The 16,499-nt window shown below is 65.7% G+C and carries 12 protein-coding genes; 5 read left to right on the plus strand and 7 right to left on the minus strand.

The features are described 5' to 3' along the window. Positions 1–690: 690 nt before the first annotated feature. Positions 691–3,261, minus strand: a complete 2,571-nt coding sequence (locus ACJ7Z0_RS02690; RefSeq protein ID WP_434788555.1) for a discoidin domain-containing protein — start codon at positions 3,259–3,261, stop codon at positions 691–693. Between the two features lie 230 nt (positions 3,262–3,491). Then, positions 3,492–5,912, minus strand: a complete 2,421-nt coding sequence (locus ACJ7Z0_RS02695) for a beta propeller repeat protein (RefSeq protein WP_434788556.1) — start codon at positions 5,910–5,912, stop codon at positions 3,492–3,494. 348 nt (positions 5,913–6,260) lie between these two features. Between ACJ7Z0_RS02695 and ACJ7Z0_RS02700 the strand changes: the two genes are divergently transcribed. From ACJ7Z0_RS02700 to ACJ7Z0_RS02720, 5 genes are all read left to right on the plus strand, one after another. After that, complete coding sequence (locus ACJ7Z0_RS02700; RefSeq protein ID WP_434788557.1) at positions 6,261–7,778, plus strand: amidohydrolase family protein; 1,518 nt, start codon at positions 6,261–6,263, stop codon at positions 7,776–7,778. A 68-nt stretch (positions 7,779–7,846) separates the two neighbouring features. Further along, positions 7,847–8,884, plus strand: a complete 1,038-nt coding sequence (locus tag ACJ7Z0_RS02705; protein WP_434788758.1) for an ABC transporter substrate-binding protein — start codon at positions 7,847–7,849, stop codon at positions 8,882–8,884. Positions 8,885–9,020: 136 nt separating this feature from the next. Further along, positions 9,021–9,857, plus strand: coding sequence for an ABC transporter permease (locus ACJ7Z0_RS02710; protein WP_434788558.1), 837 nt, complete (start codon positions 9,021–9,023; stop codon positions 9,855–9,857). Further along, complete coding sequence (locus ACJ7Z0_RS02715) at positions 9,854–10,666, plus strand: ABC transporter permease (protein ID WP_434788559.1); 813 nt, start codon at positions 9,854–9,856, stop codon at positions 10,664–10,666. Before ACJ7Z0_RS02710 ends, ACJ7Z0_RS02715 begins: the two co-directional genes overlap by 4 nt. A gap of 25 nt (positions 10,667–10,691) precedes the next feature. Then, positions 10,692–11,552, plus strand: coding sequence for an ABC transporter ATP-binding protein (locus ACJ7Z0_RS02720; RefSeq protein ID WP_434788560.1), 861 nt, complete (start codon positions 10,692–10,694; stop codon positions 11,550–11,552). A 64-nt stretch (positions 11,553–11,616) separates the two neighbouring features. On the opposite strand, the gene ACJ7Z0_RS02725 is transcribed toward ACJ7Z0_RS02720, so the two are convergent. From ACJ7Z0_RS02725 to ACJ7Z0_RS02745, 5 genes are all read right to left on the minus strand, one after another. After that, complete coding sequence (locus ACJ7Z0_RS02725) at positions 11,617–13,566, minus strand: family 2A encapsulin nanocompartment cargo protein cysteine desulfurase (protein ID WP_434788759.1); 1,950 nt, start codon at positions 13,564–13,566, stop codon at positions 11,617–11,619. Positions 13,567–13,632: 66 nt separating this feature from the next. Further along, positions 13,633–14,565 carry a family 2A encapsulin nanocompartment shell protein gene (locus tag ACJ7Z0_RS02730; protein ID WP_093023085.1) on the minus strand — a complete coding sequence of 311 codons (933 nt, stop codon included), beginning with the start codon at positions 14,563–14,565 and terminating at the stop codon, positions 13,633–13,635. Between the two features lie 62 nt (positions 14,566–14,627). Then, a complete protein-coding gene (locus ACJ7Z0_RS02735; RefSeq protein ID WP_434788561.1) occupies positions 14,628–14,897 on the minus strand; it encodes a helix-turn-helix domain-containing protein in 270 nt (89 codons plus the stop codon). After that, on the minus strand, positions 14,894–15,808 hold the full coding sequence (gene epsC, locus ACJ7Z0_RS02740) for a serine O-acetyltransferase EpsC (protein ID WP_434788562.1): 915 nt from the start codon (positions 15,806–15,808) through the stop codon (positions 14,894–14,896). Before epsC ends, ACJ7Z0_RS02735 begins: the two co-directional genes overlap by 4 nt. A 32-nt stretch (positions 15,809–15,840) precedes the next feature. Next, positions 15,841–16,323 carry a rhodanese-like domain-containing protein gene (locus ACJ7Z0_RS02745; RefSeq protein WP_434788563.1) on the minus strand — a complete coding sequence of 161 codons (483 nt, stop codon included), beginning with the start codon at positions 16,321–16,323 and terminating at the stop codon, positions 15,841–15,843. Positions 16,324–16,499: the final 176 nt, after the last annotated feature.

Consider the following 16,499-nt stretch of genomic DNA (forward strand, 5'->3'; position numbering starts at 1 on the left):
ATTTCCATCGAATATGAATCTGCCCTCTTTGTGAGCCTGATGGCTCAGGATATAGGTAAGCTTTTGGTTTTCACTTGAGCTTGGACTGCCTGAACGAGGTGCGCCGCGCTGTGTTGGATCGGACGCTTTCATTGAGGCGCTGGCTATAAAAGTGTAACATGCACGATACAATTACGGGCATTCAATGCCTTTGATGATCGACCTATTGCTAGCTGCAGCCAGCAACGGCGAATCCCGAGGAGCCGAAAATCGCTACTGGACCAAGGCCTCCTCGGAGCGCTCCTCCACCAAATCCGACGACAGCTTGGCGAAGATCCGTTGCGCATATTCCTGCACGGCCTCGAAAAGCGCATCCTGGTGTCCCGCCAGAACGCGTCAACGCCTTGGACCTTCTCACTCGCAGGTGACTGCTTGGCGCAGCGGCGCGCCTAATCCCTCCGTCCAAAGCATCGCGGATGCGTTCACACAAGCGCGCTCGATGGCGCATCACTGCCTCTCCGGCGCAGACCATGCCTTGTCCGCGCCAGCCAGCCAGCAGGTGTATGCGACGCTGCTCGTTGCCTGGTTCAAACGACGGGTTTCAACTCCTGACGCGATGAGACCGCCCCCATGAGCGGCGGTGCCAAGGTCCTTTCGACACGCCACGTTCAGGGCGTTCCCTGCCTCCGTCGCGTCAACCGAGTATCGGGTTCACTGCGGCTTCAAGGCGAACAGCCCGAATTCGGAAAGAGCCGTGAAAGTGCTGTCGCCGTTGTTGGCTGTGATGTTCAGCCGGTAGTAGCGATAGGAGGCCGGACTCGCGACCGCGTAAGTCTTCAACTCGAAGCGTTTCTGGTTGCTTTGGGTGTCGAGCGTGGTCCAGTTGGAGCCATCGTTGGAGCCCTGGAGCTGCCAGTCCTTCGGATCACGCCCGACGAGATTGGCGTCGGGAGTGCTGGTGACCGAATAGCGCTGGACGTGCTCCGTGTGGCCGAGGTCATACTGCAGCCAGCCAGTTACGCCCTCGTAGAGCCATTGCGAGTACGTGTTCAGGTCGAAGGCGCGTTTGGCGTTGGTCGCGTTGCCTGCACTGTCGTTTGCGGTGCCGCCGGTCGCGACGTTCACCATCGAAGGAGCCGGCGTGGCACTGTCCGCAGGAGAACTATCGCTCGTTCCGGCGGAGTTGGTCGCCGTGACGGTGTAGTGGTAAGTGGTGCCATTGGTCACGGAGGTGTCCGTGTAGCTGCTGCCCTTGACGCCCGACGCGATCGTCTCAGAGGGCCCCCCGCTGATGTTGGAGCGGTGAACGGTGTAGCTGGTGGCCCCGAAGGACGCCTGCCAGCGCAGCGGTACGGCCCCATCGCCCGGCGAGGCGAGCAGCATGGCGGGCGCCGCGGGGATGACGCTCGGCGCACCACCGTCGCCGCCGGTGATCTGGACATTGCTGAAGACGCTGTTGTTCAGCTTGCTTGTGACCGACGAGACCACCAATCCAACATAGATCGTGTCGGGAACGGGGGCGTCGATACGGCCGACATCGGTAGCGGCCCAATTGGTGCCATCGGGAGAAACGTAGCCGGTGATGATGTTCCCGATGCGCTCGAGCTTCACCCAGTAAGTGGGCCCGGAGCTCGCAACCTTGTTCGCGTAGTTCGAGCCGCCATACACCGCCAGTTTCGTCATGTTCTGTAAGGCTTCACCTTTGTAATTTATCGCCATCCAGGCGCGCGGAGCGCCTGGATCCAGGCTTGTGCGCATCATCACGCCCGCCATTGCGGACGGGTGGGTGTTCTGGAGCGACTCGACTTTCGCGATGATGGTGCTGTTGCCGGTGAGGGCCTTGTAGGCGAAGTGGCAACTGTCGAGTGCGCCCCAGATACCCCAGCCTGCCCCAGCCACGTTCCATTTGCCGGTGGCGTATGTGGCCGCGCCGGCCGGGCTGGCGCCCCCGATGTCAGCACTGTTGAACCCCGAGGTGATCGAGGTGGCCGAAGGAATGGGCAGTGCCGGCGGCGGCGTCGCCTTCGAGGTGTCGGAATCCTTGAGGAACATGAAGCTGGTGCCGGTCAGGGGCATCCAGAGGCGTCTCTGCGCGATGAAGGGTGCCTGGAGGCCCTTGCGCAGGACGTAGGCGCCATAAATCTGAGTGAGCGCCACGTTTCCGCCATTGGCGCCCTGCCAACCGTGCCCGGTGCGGTCGGAGGTGTAGTACGCATCGGTGGTGCCGAAAGGAAGCGCTGCCGTGGGCACGAGTTCGTTCACCCGCGCGAAATACTCACCCGCGGCCAGCAGGCGGTTGTCAAGATCGGAATAGATGTCGATGCCTTGGCTCCAGAGTGCCTCGGCGAGCGTGGTCAGTGACGCGAGCTGTCCATAGGCATGCCCCTGGTCGCGGAGCGAGTCGCCGAGCATGCCGATGTCATTGGAATTTCGCAACCCGATATGGGCCAGCGTGCGCGTCTGGTAGACGACCTTGTCCAATGTCTCGATGTCGTCGTTGTAGATCGCCATCAGTCCAAGCGCGACGAGGGCCAGTGCGCCCTTGTTGGCGGCCCCGTACGAGCTTTCGCCATAGGGGTTCGCCGCCGGCATCAGGACGTTCTTGAAATACTTCTTGACCGTCGCCGTGTCGGCCTCCTTCCAGCCCGGCCAGGTGGCGCGCAGGATTTCCGCGCCGCCAACGAACTGCATGGCGTAGTCACCCAGATCCAGCATCGATTCACGACCCGAGAACTCAACGTGGGTGGTGGCCCACGCAAGCAGCATCTCGCGCGCCTTGTCCGCGTATCGGTCGTCCCGAGTGAAGTACCACATCCGGGAGAGATTCCAGATCGCGACCATGTCGTTGCGCCAGGCTTGGAGATTCTCGTGGGGCGCGCGGCTCACTTTCGCGAACGGGCCGTACCTTTCGTAGGAGAGCCTGGACATGGGGCTGTTCGCCATTTGCTCGTAGCCGGATTTCCACGGTTCCCTTCCTTGATCGACGTAGGCCTTGAGCGTCTGGAGATCCGAGAGGGTGAGCCCAACGCCTGGATGCTTGATGACGCGGGCCACCGGGGTGTCTCCCGGGGCGGCGGGGATTTCGGGGGTGGCTCCCGTGGTGGCGGGAGTCTCCGGTGTGCCTCCCGCCACAACGGGAACCTGCGGGGTGCCTCCCGTGACAACAGGGATCTCTGCAGCGCCTCCCATCTGGGCATTTCCCGCATTTCCGCCACCGCAACCCGGGAGCACGATCGCGCTCAACACGAGCAACGCAGCAGCAAAATTGGTTCTATCAAACATGGGAACCTTCTTAGTCAATACGCGAAAAAGTCGCGGAGCCCGGCACGGCGCCGCCAGCTTTCCTCGAGGCGTTGATTTCATTGGTAAGCCTGCGATCCAACTTGAAGTTTCTTGGCTCGCGAGGCAGGCGAATCCTGGTGTTCATCCAAGAAGAGGATGTTGTGAGCACCGGGGTGTTGATTCCCATCGAGTATGGATTCGCCCTTTTTGTGAGCCAGAGCGGACGGGGTTCAGTTGCTGTACAACACGCCACGGCCGGTGCCGCTCACATAGATGCGTCCGTAGATGTTCTGATCGGCCGCCATCGCGCCGATGCCGCCGAACTGGTGCGCGTCGTCGTTGAAGCGAGTCCAGGTGACGCCAGCGTTGTCGGAGCGGTACACGCCCCACACGCCGTTCACCACGCCCACCACGTAGACCGCAGCCGAGTACGCCGCGCCAGGCGCTGCCTTGCCCAAGGCCACCAAGGTGGCGCCCTGGACGTCGGGCCACGGGTTGCTGCCCATGATCGACGCAAAGTGGCTCAGCTTCTTCCAGGTTGCCCCCGAATCCACCGAGCGGTACACGGCGTTGCCGTCGGCCAGCCAGAGGTCGCCCTCGGCGTTGGGGTTGACCGCCAGCGACGTGTTGGCGAAGTAGTTGGGGGCCAGCCCTGCGGCCACCGAACCCTGGCTCAGCGTGAACGTGCGGCCGCCATCCGTCGACACGTAGACCTTGCCCGGCGTGCCCCACCAGTGGCCGCCCGAATCGTAGGCATAGACCTTGTTCGGGTTCTTGCGATCGGCGACCAGGTGGTAGGCGCGAGGGAAGATGGCATTGATCGCCGGCAGATTGGTCGGGATCCAGGTGGCGCCGTTGTCCATGGTGTAGGACGGCACCGAGTTGCCAGGCGCCCAGACCGCCTTGTTGCGCGTGGTGACCGCGATGCTCGCTTCCTGGCCCTTGTTTTCCGCGACGCCCGGCGGGTAGGTGGCGAACTTTGCCCAGGTCTCGCCGCCGTCGCCGGACCACATGCCGAAGCCGGTGCTGTTACCCAGCACGACGCCGATGGTGGCCATGTACTGCGAGTCAGACCACGCCATGTCGGTGGCGAAGCCGTTGCTCCAGTCGGTGGCCGGCGTCAGCGTCGGCTTGGTCGCGAGGTTGGTGTGCACCCAGGCGCCGACGTCGCCCGAACTGTTGATCACGGTGTAGGTTGCGCCGGCCGGCGGCGTGGCGAGGCCCAGCACGGCTGTCTCCTCGATTCCGTTGACCGTGCTGGCCCAGGTTGGCGTGGCCGAGGAGGCGTTGTGTGTCTCCATGACGCCGCCGGCGACGTGCAGGATGTGGTTGCGGTCGAATGGATCGATCTCGACATCGTCGATCCAGCCCCAGGCGACCTCGCCCGGCGTCATCGCTTCGATCTCGCGCCAGTTCCGGCCGGCATCGTCGGACAGCTGGAGGATTTGCTGGCCGGGGTAGTTGCCCCAGGTGTTGGTCACCCCCAGCGCAATGCGCGTCGTCGCGCCGGTGCCGGAGACGGACACGCCGCCGTAGCCGACCGAGTCGTCGCTCTTGAGCAAGGTCCAGTTGCTGCCGTCGAACTTGTACAGACGGGCGGGACCGGCGGAGCCGGGACCGGTGTCCTTGGTGAAGACCACATAGAACGTGCCGTCAGCGGCGCGCACCATGTGCGGGATGTGATAGCCGGAGATCGGCACCGAGACTGGGGTCCACGAGGCGCCGCCGTTGCTGGACTTGTACAGGTTCGAGGCCAGGCCTGCTGTCTGGACGTAGTCCGGCGCAATGGGGGCGTAGATCGTCTGCGTGGCCGAGCCGCTGCCCTTGGTGCCGGTGTCGTAGACGATCGTCTCGACGCCCATTGCGCTGTTCATGCCCAAGGCATTGACCTGGTCCTGGGTCAGCTTGGCGCTCGACAGCGACGTGACCTGCGCCCAGGTGAGGCCCGAGTCGGCGCTCTTCCACAGGCCGGCCGTGCGCGAGCCGTAGAACAGTGTCGACGGCTTGTTGGGGTCGACCATCAGGCGTTCGCCGATGGCCCGGCCGGGGTTGTTGCCGCCCAGGGGGAAAGGCAGGGCGACGTAGGTCCACTGGTCACCGCGGTTGCCGGAGATGTACAGGCGGCCGTTGCCCCCGGACGTGTACATGCCGGCGGCCATGTAGACGAGCTGGTCGTTGTTCGGATCGACGGCGATGCTTTCGATGCCGTGGAACCCTTCCTCGCCTCCGCCGAACCCCAGACCATCGGTGATGGGCGTCCAGGACGAAGCGCCCTGGTTCCAACGGTAGGCGCCACCGACGTCGGTGCGTGCGTACAGCAGGTTGGCGGTGGTCGGGTGGAACACGAGGCCCGTGACGTAGCCGCCGCCGCCCCACTTCGCGCTCGTCCAGGTGGTGGCCTGGCCCGGTGCGGGTGCAGTTGCAGTTGCGGGTGCGGGTGCAGTCGCAGTCGCAGTCGCAGTTGAAGTTGAAGTTGCAGTTGCAGTTGCAGTTGCGGGTGTGCCTGCAACGAGCGCTGCTGTCGAAGTGCCCGACGACCCACCGCCACAAGCCGCGACCCATGTGCTCAGCAGGCCGATCGCGATGAGCCGCGCGCGATTCCAGTTGCGGGGGATCGTCGACGGAACCGGCGACGATCGGTCAATGGACACCTCACCCATTCTTCTTGAAATCTGTGACATTTTTGGCATATTGTGTGTAATTGTATAAATGCCGCAAGAACCGAACCACTCAGATCGTCGCCGCACGACCGTGAAAAAGCGACCAGATGTGTCACCCGGATCGATGCGCCTTGGACCTTCACATGGATGGCTGCGATCGGCGCCCTGCCCTTTGAACTGATCCAAGCCGATTCCGAAGGCACGGAACGGTGCCGCGGCGGTTGCAAGAGGCGGCACTGCCGCTTCTTATGCACGCATCGGCTAAGCAATACCGAAAGGCTTCTTTGGCCGCCTTGCAAGCGACGCGTAGTCTGTGGCGATTCTTTCAAGGAGCCCCAGATGAACGATCGTTTGAACCGCCGGCATGCATCGCGCTCCGCCGCCGTGAAGGCCGGACTCGACCACCCGGTGATCGACACGGATGTTCACGTCAACGACTACGCCCCCGTGCTCGAGGACTACGTGGCGCAGTACGGCGGCAGCAAGCTGGTCGACGCGCTGCGCAAGGCGCTGGGCGGGCGCTTCGTCACGCGCAACGGCGGCGGCAAGGACTGGTACCAGCAGACGGCCGAAGAACGCCAGTTCCACCGCACGCTGCGCGCGCCCTGGTGGGCCCGCGTGACGCGCAACACCTACGACCTGGCCACCTATACGTTGCCGGCGCTGCTGTATGAGCGCCTGGGCGAGCAAGGCTCGGACTACTCGATCCTGTTTCCCAACGACGTGCTCTCGCCCGCCGCGGCGGGCAGCGAATACCGCCAGCCGCTGCACCGTGCGATCAACCACTTTCATGCCGACCAGTACCGGCCGTACGCCGACCGCCTGACGCCGGTGGCGGGCATTCCGCTGCACACGCCGCAGGAAGGCATCGAGGAACTGGAATTCGCGGTCAAGACGCTCGGCCTGAAGGTGATCAACATCGCTGGTGGCGTGCGCCGCCCCATTCGCGCCATCGCCGAGAAGTACCCGCCCAAGGACCACCCGGAGATCGCCAAGCAGACCGGCTACATCGACTTCTATGGCATCGACAGCGAGCACGACTACGACCCCTTCTGGGCCAAGGTGGTGGAGTTGGGCGTGCCTGTCACCACACACTATGGCAGCCAGGGCTGGACGAGCCGGCAGTCGATCAGCAACTACATGAACAACCACATCGGCCACTTCGCCGATGGCTCGCAAGCCTTTGCCAAGGCGCTGTTCTTCGGCGGCGTGACGCGGCGGTTTCCGGCCTTGCGCGTGGGCCTGCTCGAAGGCGGCGCCGACTGGGGTTCGCATGTCTACGCGCACCTGGTCGACCGCTGGGAGAAGCGCAACCGGAATGCCGTGCGCAACTACGACCCCGCGGAAGCCGACGTCGACCTGCTCGCCTCGCTCTTCGAACGCTACGGCAGCGACCTTCTGAAAGGCCGCAAGCTCGACAAGTCGAAGCTGCTGCGCGACAGCCTCGGCATTTCCGCGCTGCCGCACAGCCGCGAGCCGAATGAATCGGAGATCGACGACTTCGCGCTCGCCGGCATCGAGAAGGTCGAGGACATCCGCGACCGCTGGGTGAACAACTTCTACTTCGGCTCAGAGGCCGACGACCGCACGGTGGCTGCGGCCTTCAATACCAAGGTGAATCCGCTGGGCACGAAGATCAACGCGATCTGGTCGTCCGACGTGGGCCACTGGGACGTGCCCGAGTTCACAGAGCCGCTGGTCGAAACCTGGGACCTGGTGCAGCAAGGCGTGATCTCGGCCGCGGATTTCAGGGCCTTTGTCTTCGACAACCCGCATCGCTTCTACACCGAAGCCAACCCGCGCTTCTTCGAAGGCACCGAGGTGGGCCGCAAGCTCGCCCTGAAAGGCGAGAAGTGAGCGGCACGACACGCGCCCTGCTCGCCCGCCTGCGCCGTTGGGCGGCGCCGCTCGGCCTTCTCGCGCTGATGGCCGGTGCGCTGCCTGCGCAGGCGGCCCCGGAGACCATCCGCATCGGCGTCGCGACAGCGGGCGGCGGCGATCCCGTCACCTGGGGCGGCTCGCCCGGCGGCGTCGCGCGCGTCAGCAACTGGCTGGAGGACGAGTTCAAGGCCACCGGAGTCAAGGTCGAATGGCTGTTCTTCAAGGGCGCCGGGCCGGCCGTGAACGAAGCGCTGTCGAACAAGCAGATCGATTTCGCCTACCAGGGCGACCTCCCGTCGATCGTCGGGCGCTCCAACGGCCTGAAGACCAAGCTGCTGCTGGTGAGCGGCGCGCGCAACAACCTGTACCTGGTGGCGCCGCCCAAGTCCGACATCCGGTCGATCAAGGATCTGAGGGACCGCACGGTCTCGATCTTCCGCGGCACCAACGGCCACCTCGTCGCCATCAACGTGCTGGCAGCTGCCGGACTGGCCGAGCGCGACATCAAGGGCGTGAACCTCGACACTGGCAGCGCGCAAGCTGCGCTGGTGTCGAACGGCGTGGATGCGGCCTTCGGTGGCTACGAGTGGTTCAAGGTGCGCGACCAGGGCCTCGCCAAGGTGGTGTATTCCACGCAGGGGCAGGATCCGGCCCTCACACGCCAGGCCTCGCTGCTGGTTCGCTCCGACTTCGAGCAGGCCAACCCGGCCGAGGTGCAGCGCGTGGTCGACGTGTTCGTGCGCGCCGCGCGCTGGTCGTCGGACGAGAAGAACCGCGATGAACTCTTCCGGGTCTGGGCGCGCAGCGGCACGCCGGTTGCGTCCTGGGCGGCGGAGTTCGATCAGCAGCAACTCGCACTACGAAATTCGCCGCTCGTCGACGACTTCATCATCGGTCGCTACAAGGCCGTGGTGGCCGACGCGCTCAAGCTCAAGCTGATCCGCCGCGAGGTGTCGGTAGACGACTGGTTCGACACGCGCTACCTGAAGAATGCGTTGAAGAAGCAGGGGCTGGAAACCTACTGGACGGCCTACGACGCCAAGGGACAGCCGAAGGTGGGCCAGTCGGTCGCTTCAAGATGAGCCGGCTGTCTTCTTCCCTCTCCCGCTTGCGGGAGAGGGCCAGGGTGAGGGCATCGGCCTTCACACGAGCACCGCATTCCCACGTGCCGCTGGCCCTCACCCCAGCCCTCTCCCCAAGGGAGAGGGAGCAATACACATGAGCGCCGAGGTCGAACTGACAGCCGTCCCACAGCCTCGCGACGACACGCCCGCGTCGTCGCTGCCCTGGCGCCACATCGGCGACCGCGCCTTGCCCTGGCTCCTGCCCATCGCGCTGCTGGCGCTGTGGTTCGCGGGCGCCGAGCAGGGCTGGATCTCGCCGCAGGTGCTGCCGCCGCCGCAGTTCGTGTGGGAAACCCTTCGCGATCTCGCCATGAGCGGCGACCTGTGGCTGCACGTGAGCACCAGTTTCACGCGCGTGGGCGTCGGCTTCACGGCCGGAACACTTCTGGGATTGGCGCTGGGCTCGGCCATGGGCCTGTCGCGCTGCTTCGAAGCCTACGTGCTGCCCACCTTCAATGCGCTGGTGCAGATCCCGGTGCTGGCCTGGCTGCCGTTCGTGCTGCTGATCGTGGGCATCGGCGAGCCACTGAAGTACATCCTCATCGCCAAGGCGGCGCTGGTGCCGGTGGCGCTCAACACGCTGCAGGGCTTTCGGCAGACCCCATCCGCGCTGCGCGAAGTCGGCCAGGTGTACGGCTACACCCGGCGTCAGCAGGTGCTGGAGGTCGTGTTGCCGCACGCGGTGCCCACGCTCTTCACCGGCGTGCGGCTGGGCTTCACCAAGGCCTGGCTCTCGCTGGTCGTGGTGGAGCTGGTGGCTTCCAGCGAAGGGCTGGGCTACCTCATCGTCTATGGCCGGCAGCTGTTCCAGCTCGACCTGGTGATGGCCGCCGTGATCGTGGTGGGCGCCATCGGCTATGCCATCGACCGGCTGCTCGACCGCCTTGAAACCGCGGTGCACCAGCGCCAACCTGGTGGAGCCGCCCGATGAGCACGGCCACGCGGGACGCAGCCGAGCTGGCTGCCGTACAGCCCCTTCGACCCGAGCAGCGCAGCCGCTGGCGCGGCTTCGTGCTGCCCGTGGCGGCTGTCTTGCTGTGGTGGCTGCTGTCGTCGCTCGGTGTCGTGAACTCGGCGCTGCTGGTCTCGCCGGCCAAGGTGTTCGACACCGCGGTCGACCAGGTGGCGAGCGGGCGCCTCTGGCGCGCCCTCAGCGCCAGCCTCGCGCGGGAAGCAACGGGCTTCCTGATCGGCACCTTCTCGGGTCTCGTGCTCGGCGCTTTGCTGGGTTTGTCGCCGCTCTTCAACCGCATCGTCGGTCCGAGCTTCAACACCTTCAAGCAGATCTCTCTGTTCGCGTGGATTCCGCTGATCTCGGTGTGGTTTGGCCTTGGGGACGTCGCCAAGGTGGTGTTTCTCTCGCTGGCCGCGCTGGTGCCGGTGGTGGTCAACACCTGTGACGGCATTCGCACCGCACCGGCCGGCCTGCTCGAGGTGGCGCGCGTCTACGGCTACACGCGCTGGCAGACCGTCACGCAGGTCGTGCTGCCGGCCGCCCTGCCCTCGATCTTCACGGGCGTCTACCTGGCGCTCATCTATTCCTGGCTCGCGACCATCGGCGCCGAGTACCTGCTGGTGGCCGGCCACGGCATCGGCAACACGCTGATCGAGGGCAGCGAGCATTTCCAGATGGACCTGGTCATCTTCGGCATGTTCGTGATCGGCCTCGTGGGCTGGCTCATGAACGCCTCGGCCCGCGCGCTGGAGCGCCGCCTGGCGCGCTGGACTGGGCGCGCATGAACCACGCAGAAAGAACTCTCCTCTCATGACCTCCCTCCATGCGAACCCTTCCAACGAGCTAGACATCCGCGGGCTCGGCAAGCGCTATGCGAACACGCAGGCCAGCGGCGGCGAACTGCAGGTGCTCGAAGGCATCGACCTGCATGTTCCGGCGGGCCGCTTCGTGAGCATCGTCGGCGCCAGCGGCTGCGGCAAGTCCACTTTGCTGCGGCTCATCCTCGGACTCGATGCGCAGTACGAGGGCCGGATCCTGCTGGACGGCGAACCCATCTCTGGAACCGGACGCGAGCGCGGCATCGTCTTCCAGGACCATCGCCTGTTTCCCTGGCTCACGGTGGAGCAGAACATCGCTGTCGGCCTGCGCAACGCACCCTTCAGCGCCAAGGAAAAGCGCGATCTGGTGGCCGAGCATGTCGCACTGGTCGGCCTCGAGGGCTTCGAGAAATCCTGGCCGCACCAGATCTCCGGCGGCATGGCGCAACGCGTGGCAATTGCGCGCGGCCTGGTGAACCGGCCACGCGTGCTGCTGCTGGACGAGCCCTTCGGCGCGCTCGATGCGCTCACGCGCTCGCGGCTGCAGAACGAGCTTCAGCGCATCTGGCAGAAGGAGCGCATCACGATGCTGCTGGTCACGCACGATGTCGAGGAAGCCGTCTTCCTCGGCGATCGCGTGGTGGTGATGCAGCCCTCGCCCGGCCGCATCCGGCGCACGGTCGAGGTCGACCTGCCGCACCCGCGCAACCGCAGCGACCCGGCATTCATCGCCTTGCGCGACGACGTGCTCGGCGACTTCCTCGATGTCGATACCGGCCGCACACCGATTGCGGCACCGCAACCCGAAGCGGCCGCAGCCGGGCTGCCGCAGCGCCTGCAGCTGGCGTGGTGAGCGGGCGCGGCCCGCTTTCTCTCCCGTGCAGGTAGGCGCCGAGGGCGCCGGGCAGCCGCACCAGTCAGGCGCGGCGCTGCCCCGCCAACCGCCGCACCACAGCCACCAGCCGGTCGATCTCGTCGAAGGTGTTGTAGAAGGCCAGCGATGGCCGCACCGTCGTCTCGACACCGAAGCGGCGCAGGATCGGCTGCGCGCAATGGTGGCCCGTGCGCACGGCAATGCCTTCGTCGTTGAGCGCATGGCCCACCTCCTCGGTGGTATAGCCGTCGAGCACGAAGGACATCACGCTGGCCTTGTCGGCCGCCGTGCCGATCAACCGCACACCGGGAATGGCGCCGAGCTCAGCCATGCCATACACGAGCAGATCGTGCTCGTAGCGCGCGATGTTCTCGATGCCGACCTTGTTGACGTAGTCGATGGCCGCACCCAGCGCCACGGCATCGGCGATGTTGCCGGTGCCGGCCTCGAACTTGTTCGGAATCGGCTGGAACACCGTCTTCTCGAAGGTCACGTCGGCAATCATGTTGCCGCCGCCCTGCCAGGGCGGCATGTCTTCCAGCACTTCGCGCTTGCCCCAGACCACGCCGATGCCGGTCGGGCCGAACACCTTGTGGCCGGAGAAGACGAAGAAGTCGGCGCCGATGTCCTGCACGTCCACGCGCATGTGCGAGACCGACTGCGCGCCGTCGACCAGCGCCTTCGCGCCCGCGCGGTGCGCCAGCTCCACGATCTCCTTCACCGGTACCACGGTACCCAGTGCGTTGGACACTTGCGTGATCGCGACGATCTTCGTGCGGTCGTTCAGCAGCTTGCGGTATTCGTCCAGCAGCACCTGTCCCGAATCGTCCACCGGAATCACGCGCAGCTTCGCGCCTTTGGCGGCGGCGAGCTGCTGCCAGGGCACGATGTTGGCGTGGTGCTCGAGGTTGGACACGATGATCTCGTCGCCCTCGCCCACATGCTGCCCGCCCCAGCTCTTGGCCACGAGGTTGATGGCCTCGGTGGTACCGCGCACGAAGATTACTTCTTCGACTTCCGGTGCGTTGATGAACTTCCGCACGCGCTCGCGCGCGCCTTCGTAGGCGTCGGTGGCGCGCGCGGCCAGTTCATGGGCTGCGCGGTGGATGTTGGAGTTCTCGTGCGCGTAGAAGTACGCGATGCGATCGATGACCGACTGCGGCTTGTGCGTGGTGGCGGCGTTGTCGAACCACACCAACTGCTTGCCGTTCACGCGCTCTTGCAGGATGGGGAAGTCGCGCCGCACGGCGTGGACGTCGAACGGTGGATGCCGGCCGCTGCCGGCAATGGGTGTGGCATCGGGCCCGCGCGGATCGGGCTTGGCTGGCGTGACGAAGCCACTGGGCAGGCGCACCGCGTCGACGAAGTAGAACTGCGGCTGCTGACTCACCTGCGGTTGGCTGCTGCTCCCTCGCCCCTCTGGGGAGAGGGTTGGGGTGAGGGGCGACCCCGCACCTTGGTTCGTCTGCAGGCCCTCACCCCAGCCCTCTCCCGCCAGCGGGAGAGGGGGCAAGACCTGTGGAGGGGCGGACACGGCAGAAGCCGCGCCGGCCGACGGATGCCCGAAGCTGTTGTTCAGGAAGTAGAACGGCGACGCGCCCGTTTGCGGCGCGGAAGGCGCGGCAGGCGCGTTGACCTGCTGCGGCACGCCCAGCACCGAACTGCCGAGGCGCGGCTCGAAAGCCGGCGCCACCGACAGCACGCTGTCCGGCACGCCATTGCCCGCCACCGCGTGCGGCGCTAAGGCCGGCGCACGGTTCGCAAGCGAAGGCAATTGCGTGGGCGATGCCGGCACCAGGTTGGCGCCGGGAATCTGCCCTTGCGGGATCGGCGTGCCGGGCACGCTCGGCCCGAAGCCGGCAGGACTCGCCAGCGGCGAGCCCGGCGGCGCGATGTTGGCGGGGAACTGCGCCCCCGGCACCAGGGGGTTGGCCACGCCCGGCAACGCGCTCGGCGGCGTGCCGGGCAGCGCGGCGAACATGGCGCTCGCCATGCGCGCGAGAACGGCCGGATCGAACGGCGCCTCGCCCGGAATCGAGGGTGTGATGCTCACTGCGGCTTACTTGTAGGTGTCGGGATAGTCGTGGTACTTGCCGATCTCGACGTCGTCGAGCACGGCCAGCGCATCGGTGGTCAGCACCGCCAGCGAGCAGTACAGCGAGATCAGGTAGGACGCGATCGCATGGTTGTTGATGCCCATGAAACGCACCGACAGGCCCGGGCCCTGCTCACCCGACAGGCCCGGTTGAAACAGGCCCACCACGCCCTGGCGCTTGTCGCCCACACGCAGCAGCAGGATCTTGCTCTTGCCGTCGGCCACCGGCACCTTGTTCGAGGGGATCAGCGGAATGCCGCGCCAGGTGATGAACTGCGAGCCGAACAGGCTCACCGTCGGCGGCGGCGTGCCGCGGCGCGTGGCCTCGCGACCGAAGGCGGCAATGGCCAGCGGGTGGGTGAGGAAGAAGGCGGGCTCCTTCCATACCTTGGTCAGCAGCTCGTCGAGGTCGTCGGGGGTGGGCGCCCCGGTCAGCGGGAAGATGCGCTGCTCTTCGCTCACCTGGGCCAAGAGGCCGTAGTCGGGGTTGTTGATGAGCTCGCTCTCCTGGTTCTCCTTGATCGTCTCGATCGTGAGGCGCAGCTGCTCCTTGATCTGGTCGTGCGGGCTGCTGTAGAGGTCGGAGATGCGGGTGTGCACGTCCAGCACGGTGCTCACGGCATTGAGATAGTGCTCGCGCGGGTTCTCTTCGTAGTCGACGAAGGTGCGCGGCAGCTGATTTTCCTCTTCGCGCGAGGTGCAGGTGACCTTGATCGATTCGGGGTTCCTGACCTTGTTGACGCGGTAGATGCCCGCCTCCACCGGCACCCATTGCAAGAGGTGCGTCAGCCAGCGCGGGCTGATGGTCTCCAGCTGAGGGACTGTCTTGGTGGCATTGGCTAGCTGGCGTGCGGCGTTGTCGCCAAGGGCGGTGGTACCACCGACTGTTGCGCTCATGGATCAAGGCTCCGTATTGAGAAGAAAGTGGCCGCAAGTGTCAGGCGGCATGGGGTTTTCCCTCAACAGGCTATAGCCGCCAAGTTGATCCTTCGCACAAGACGCGATTGCTCCAGCTGCTCGCAGCGCAGCAGCAGACCCACCATGTTGATGTCCAGGGCCGCAGCCAGTTTGTGCGCCGTGACGATCGAGGGGATGACGCGCCCGCGCTCCACTTCGCCGACATAGGAGCGGTTCAGGTCGGCCTGCTCGGCCAGTACTTCCTGCGACCAGCCCTTGCCTTCGCGCAGCTGGCGGATGGTCACGCCGAAGTCTTCGACAAAATCCTTCATGCACCGACTCCCTGCGGCGCGTTCTGCAGGCTGGCCTGCGTCACGCTCGCGCCCGCGGGCACGTCGTCGGTGATCCACACGTTGCCGCCGATGACCGCGCCCTTGCCCAGCGTCACTCGTCCGAGGATGGTGGCGCCGGCATAGATCACCACGTCGTCTTCCACCACCGGATGGCGCGGCAGACCCTTCCTCGGGTTGCCCTCGGCATCGGTGGGAAAACGCTTGGCACCGAGCGTCACGGCCTGGTACAGGCGCACGCGCTTGCCGATGACGGCGGTCTCGCCGATCACCACGCCCGTGCCGTGGTCGATGAAGAAGCCTGCATCGATCTGCGCGCCGGGGTGGATGTCGATGCCGGTCTGCGCATGCGCCAGTTCCGCCACGATGCGCGCCAGCAGCGGCAGCCCGAGCTTGTAGAGCTCGTGCGCCAGCCGGTGGTGAATCATCGCGAGCACGCCCGGATAGCACAGCAGCACCTCGTCCACGCTGCGCGCCGCCGGGTCGCCCTGGTAGGCGGCGAGCACGTCGGTGTCGAGCAGGCGGCGCAGCTGCGGCAGCGCGCTCGCGAACCGGCGCACCGCATCGGTCGCGGCATCGTCGATCTCGCCCGGCGAACGCGGTTCGTGCCGGGCGTTGAATTCGAGCTCGAGGCGTGCCTGTGCCAGCAGGGCCTGCAAGGCCGAATCGAGCGAGTGGCCGACGTAGAAGTCTTCGCTTTCGTGGCGCAGGTCGGGCGGGCCGAGCCGCATCGGAAACAGCGCGCCCTTGAGCGATTCGACGATCTGCGCGAGCGCATCGCGCGACGGAAACTCGCGTGCGCCGGGCTCGCGCGAGCGCCGCTGTGAATCGCGCCATTCGTCGCGCACGCCATGCAGCGCGCGCACGATGCCGCTCACCTCGAAATGAGCCATGTGGTTGTTCTCCCTGGAAAGGAACGCTGCCGTCAGTCCTGCACCCACGGCAGGCCGTGGAAGCGCCAGCCGTCGGAACCGCCGCGGTGCTGGTGGGCATCGATCTCGCCCTCGAAGCCTTCGAGCACGTTGAACACGTGCGTGAAGCCGGCCTTGGCGGCCGCTTCCGCCGCGAGTGCCGAGCGCTTGCCGCTGCGGCACAGCAGCAGCGCCACCGCATCCTTGCCGCCGTGCTTCGCAAGCCTGGCCTCGAGCTCGCGCACAAAGCGCGGATTGCGCGTGAGCGCCGTGCCGGTCGCCCAGGCCACGTGCAGGCTTTCGGGCACATGGCCCACGAACTTGCGCTCTTCGCCCGAGCGCACATCCACCAGCACAGCCTGAGCACCCTGCACCAGCGCCCATGCGATGGGCGGCGTCACGCCACCGGCGTAGTTCCATCCCGCTTCGGCCGCATGAACGCGCGCTTCCTCCAGTGCGGGCGGCAAGACGACGACATCTTCAACTTCCACTGACATGCGCTTGGGCTCCTGTGCGTTGCTTCACTCGCCATCCGGCTTGGTGGCGATGGCCATCACTGTAGGAGCGGGGCGGCGAAGCTCCAACAACCGAAAAGTCGGTTCTAAACAACCAACTGGTCTAACGATCCAATGCAGCTCCAAGCGGAAAAAACGCATATCGATAGTCGAAGGCG

It is taken from the genome of Variovorax palleresanus (assembly GCF_051144945.1).
Taxonomy (GTDB): domain Bacteria; phylum Pseudomonadota; class Gammaproteobacteria; order Burkholderiales; family Burkholderiaceae_C; genus Variovorax; species Variovorax paradoxus_S.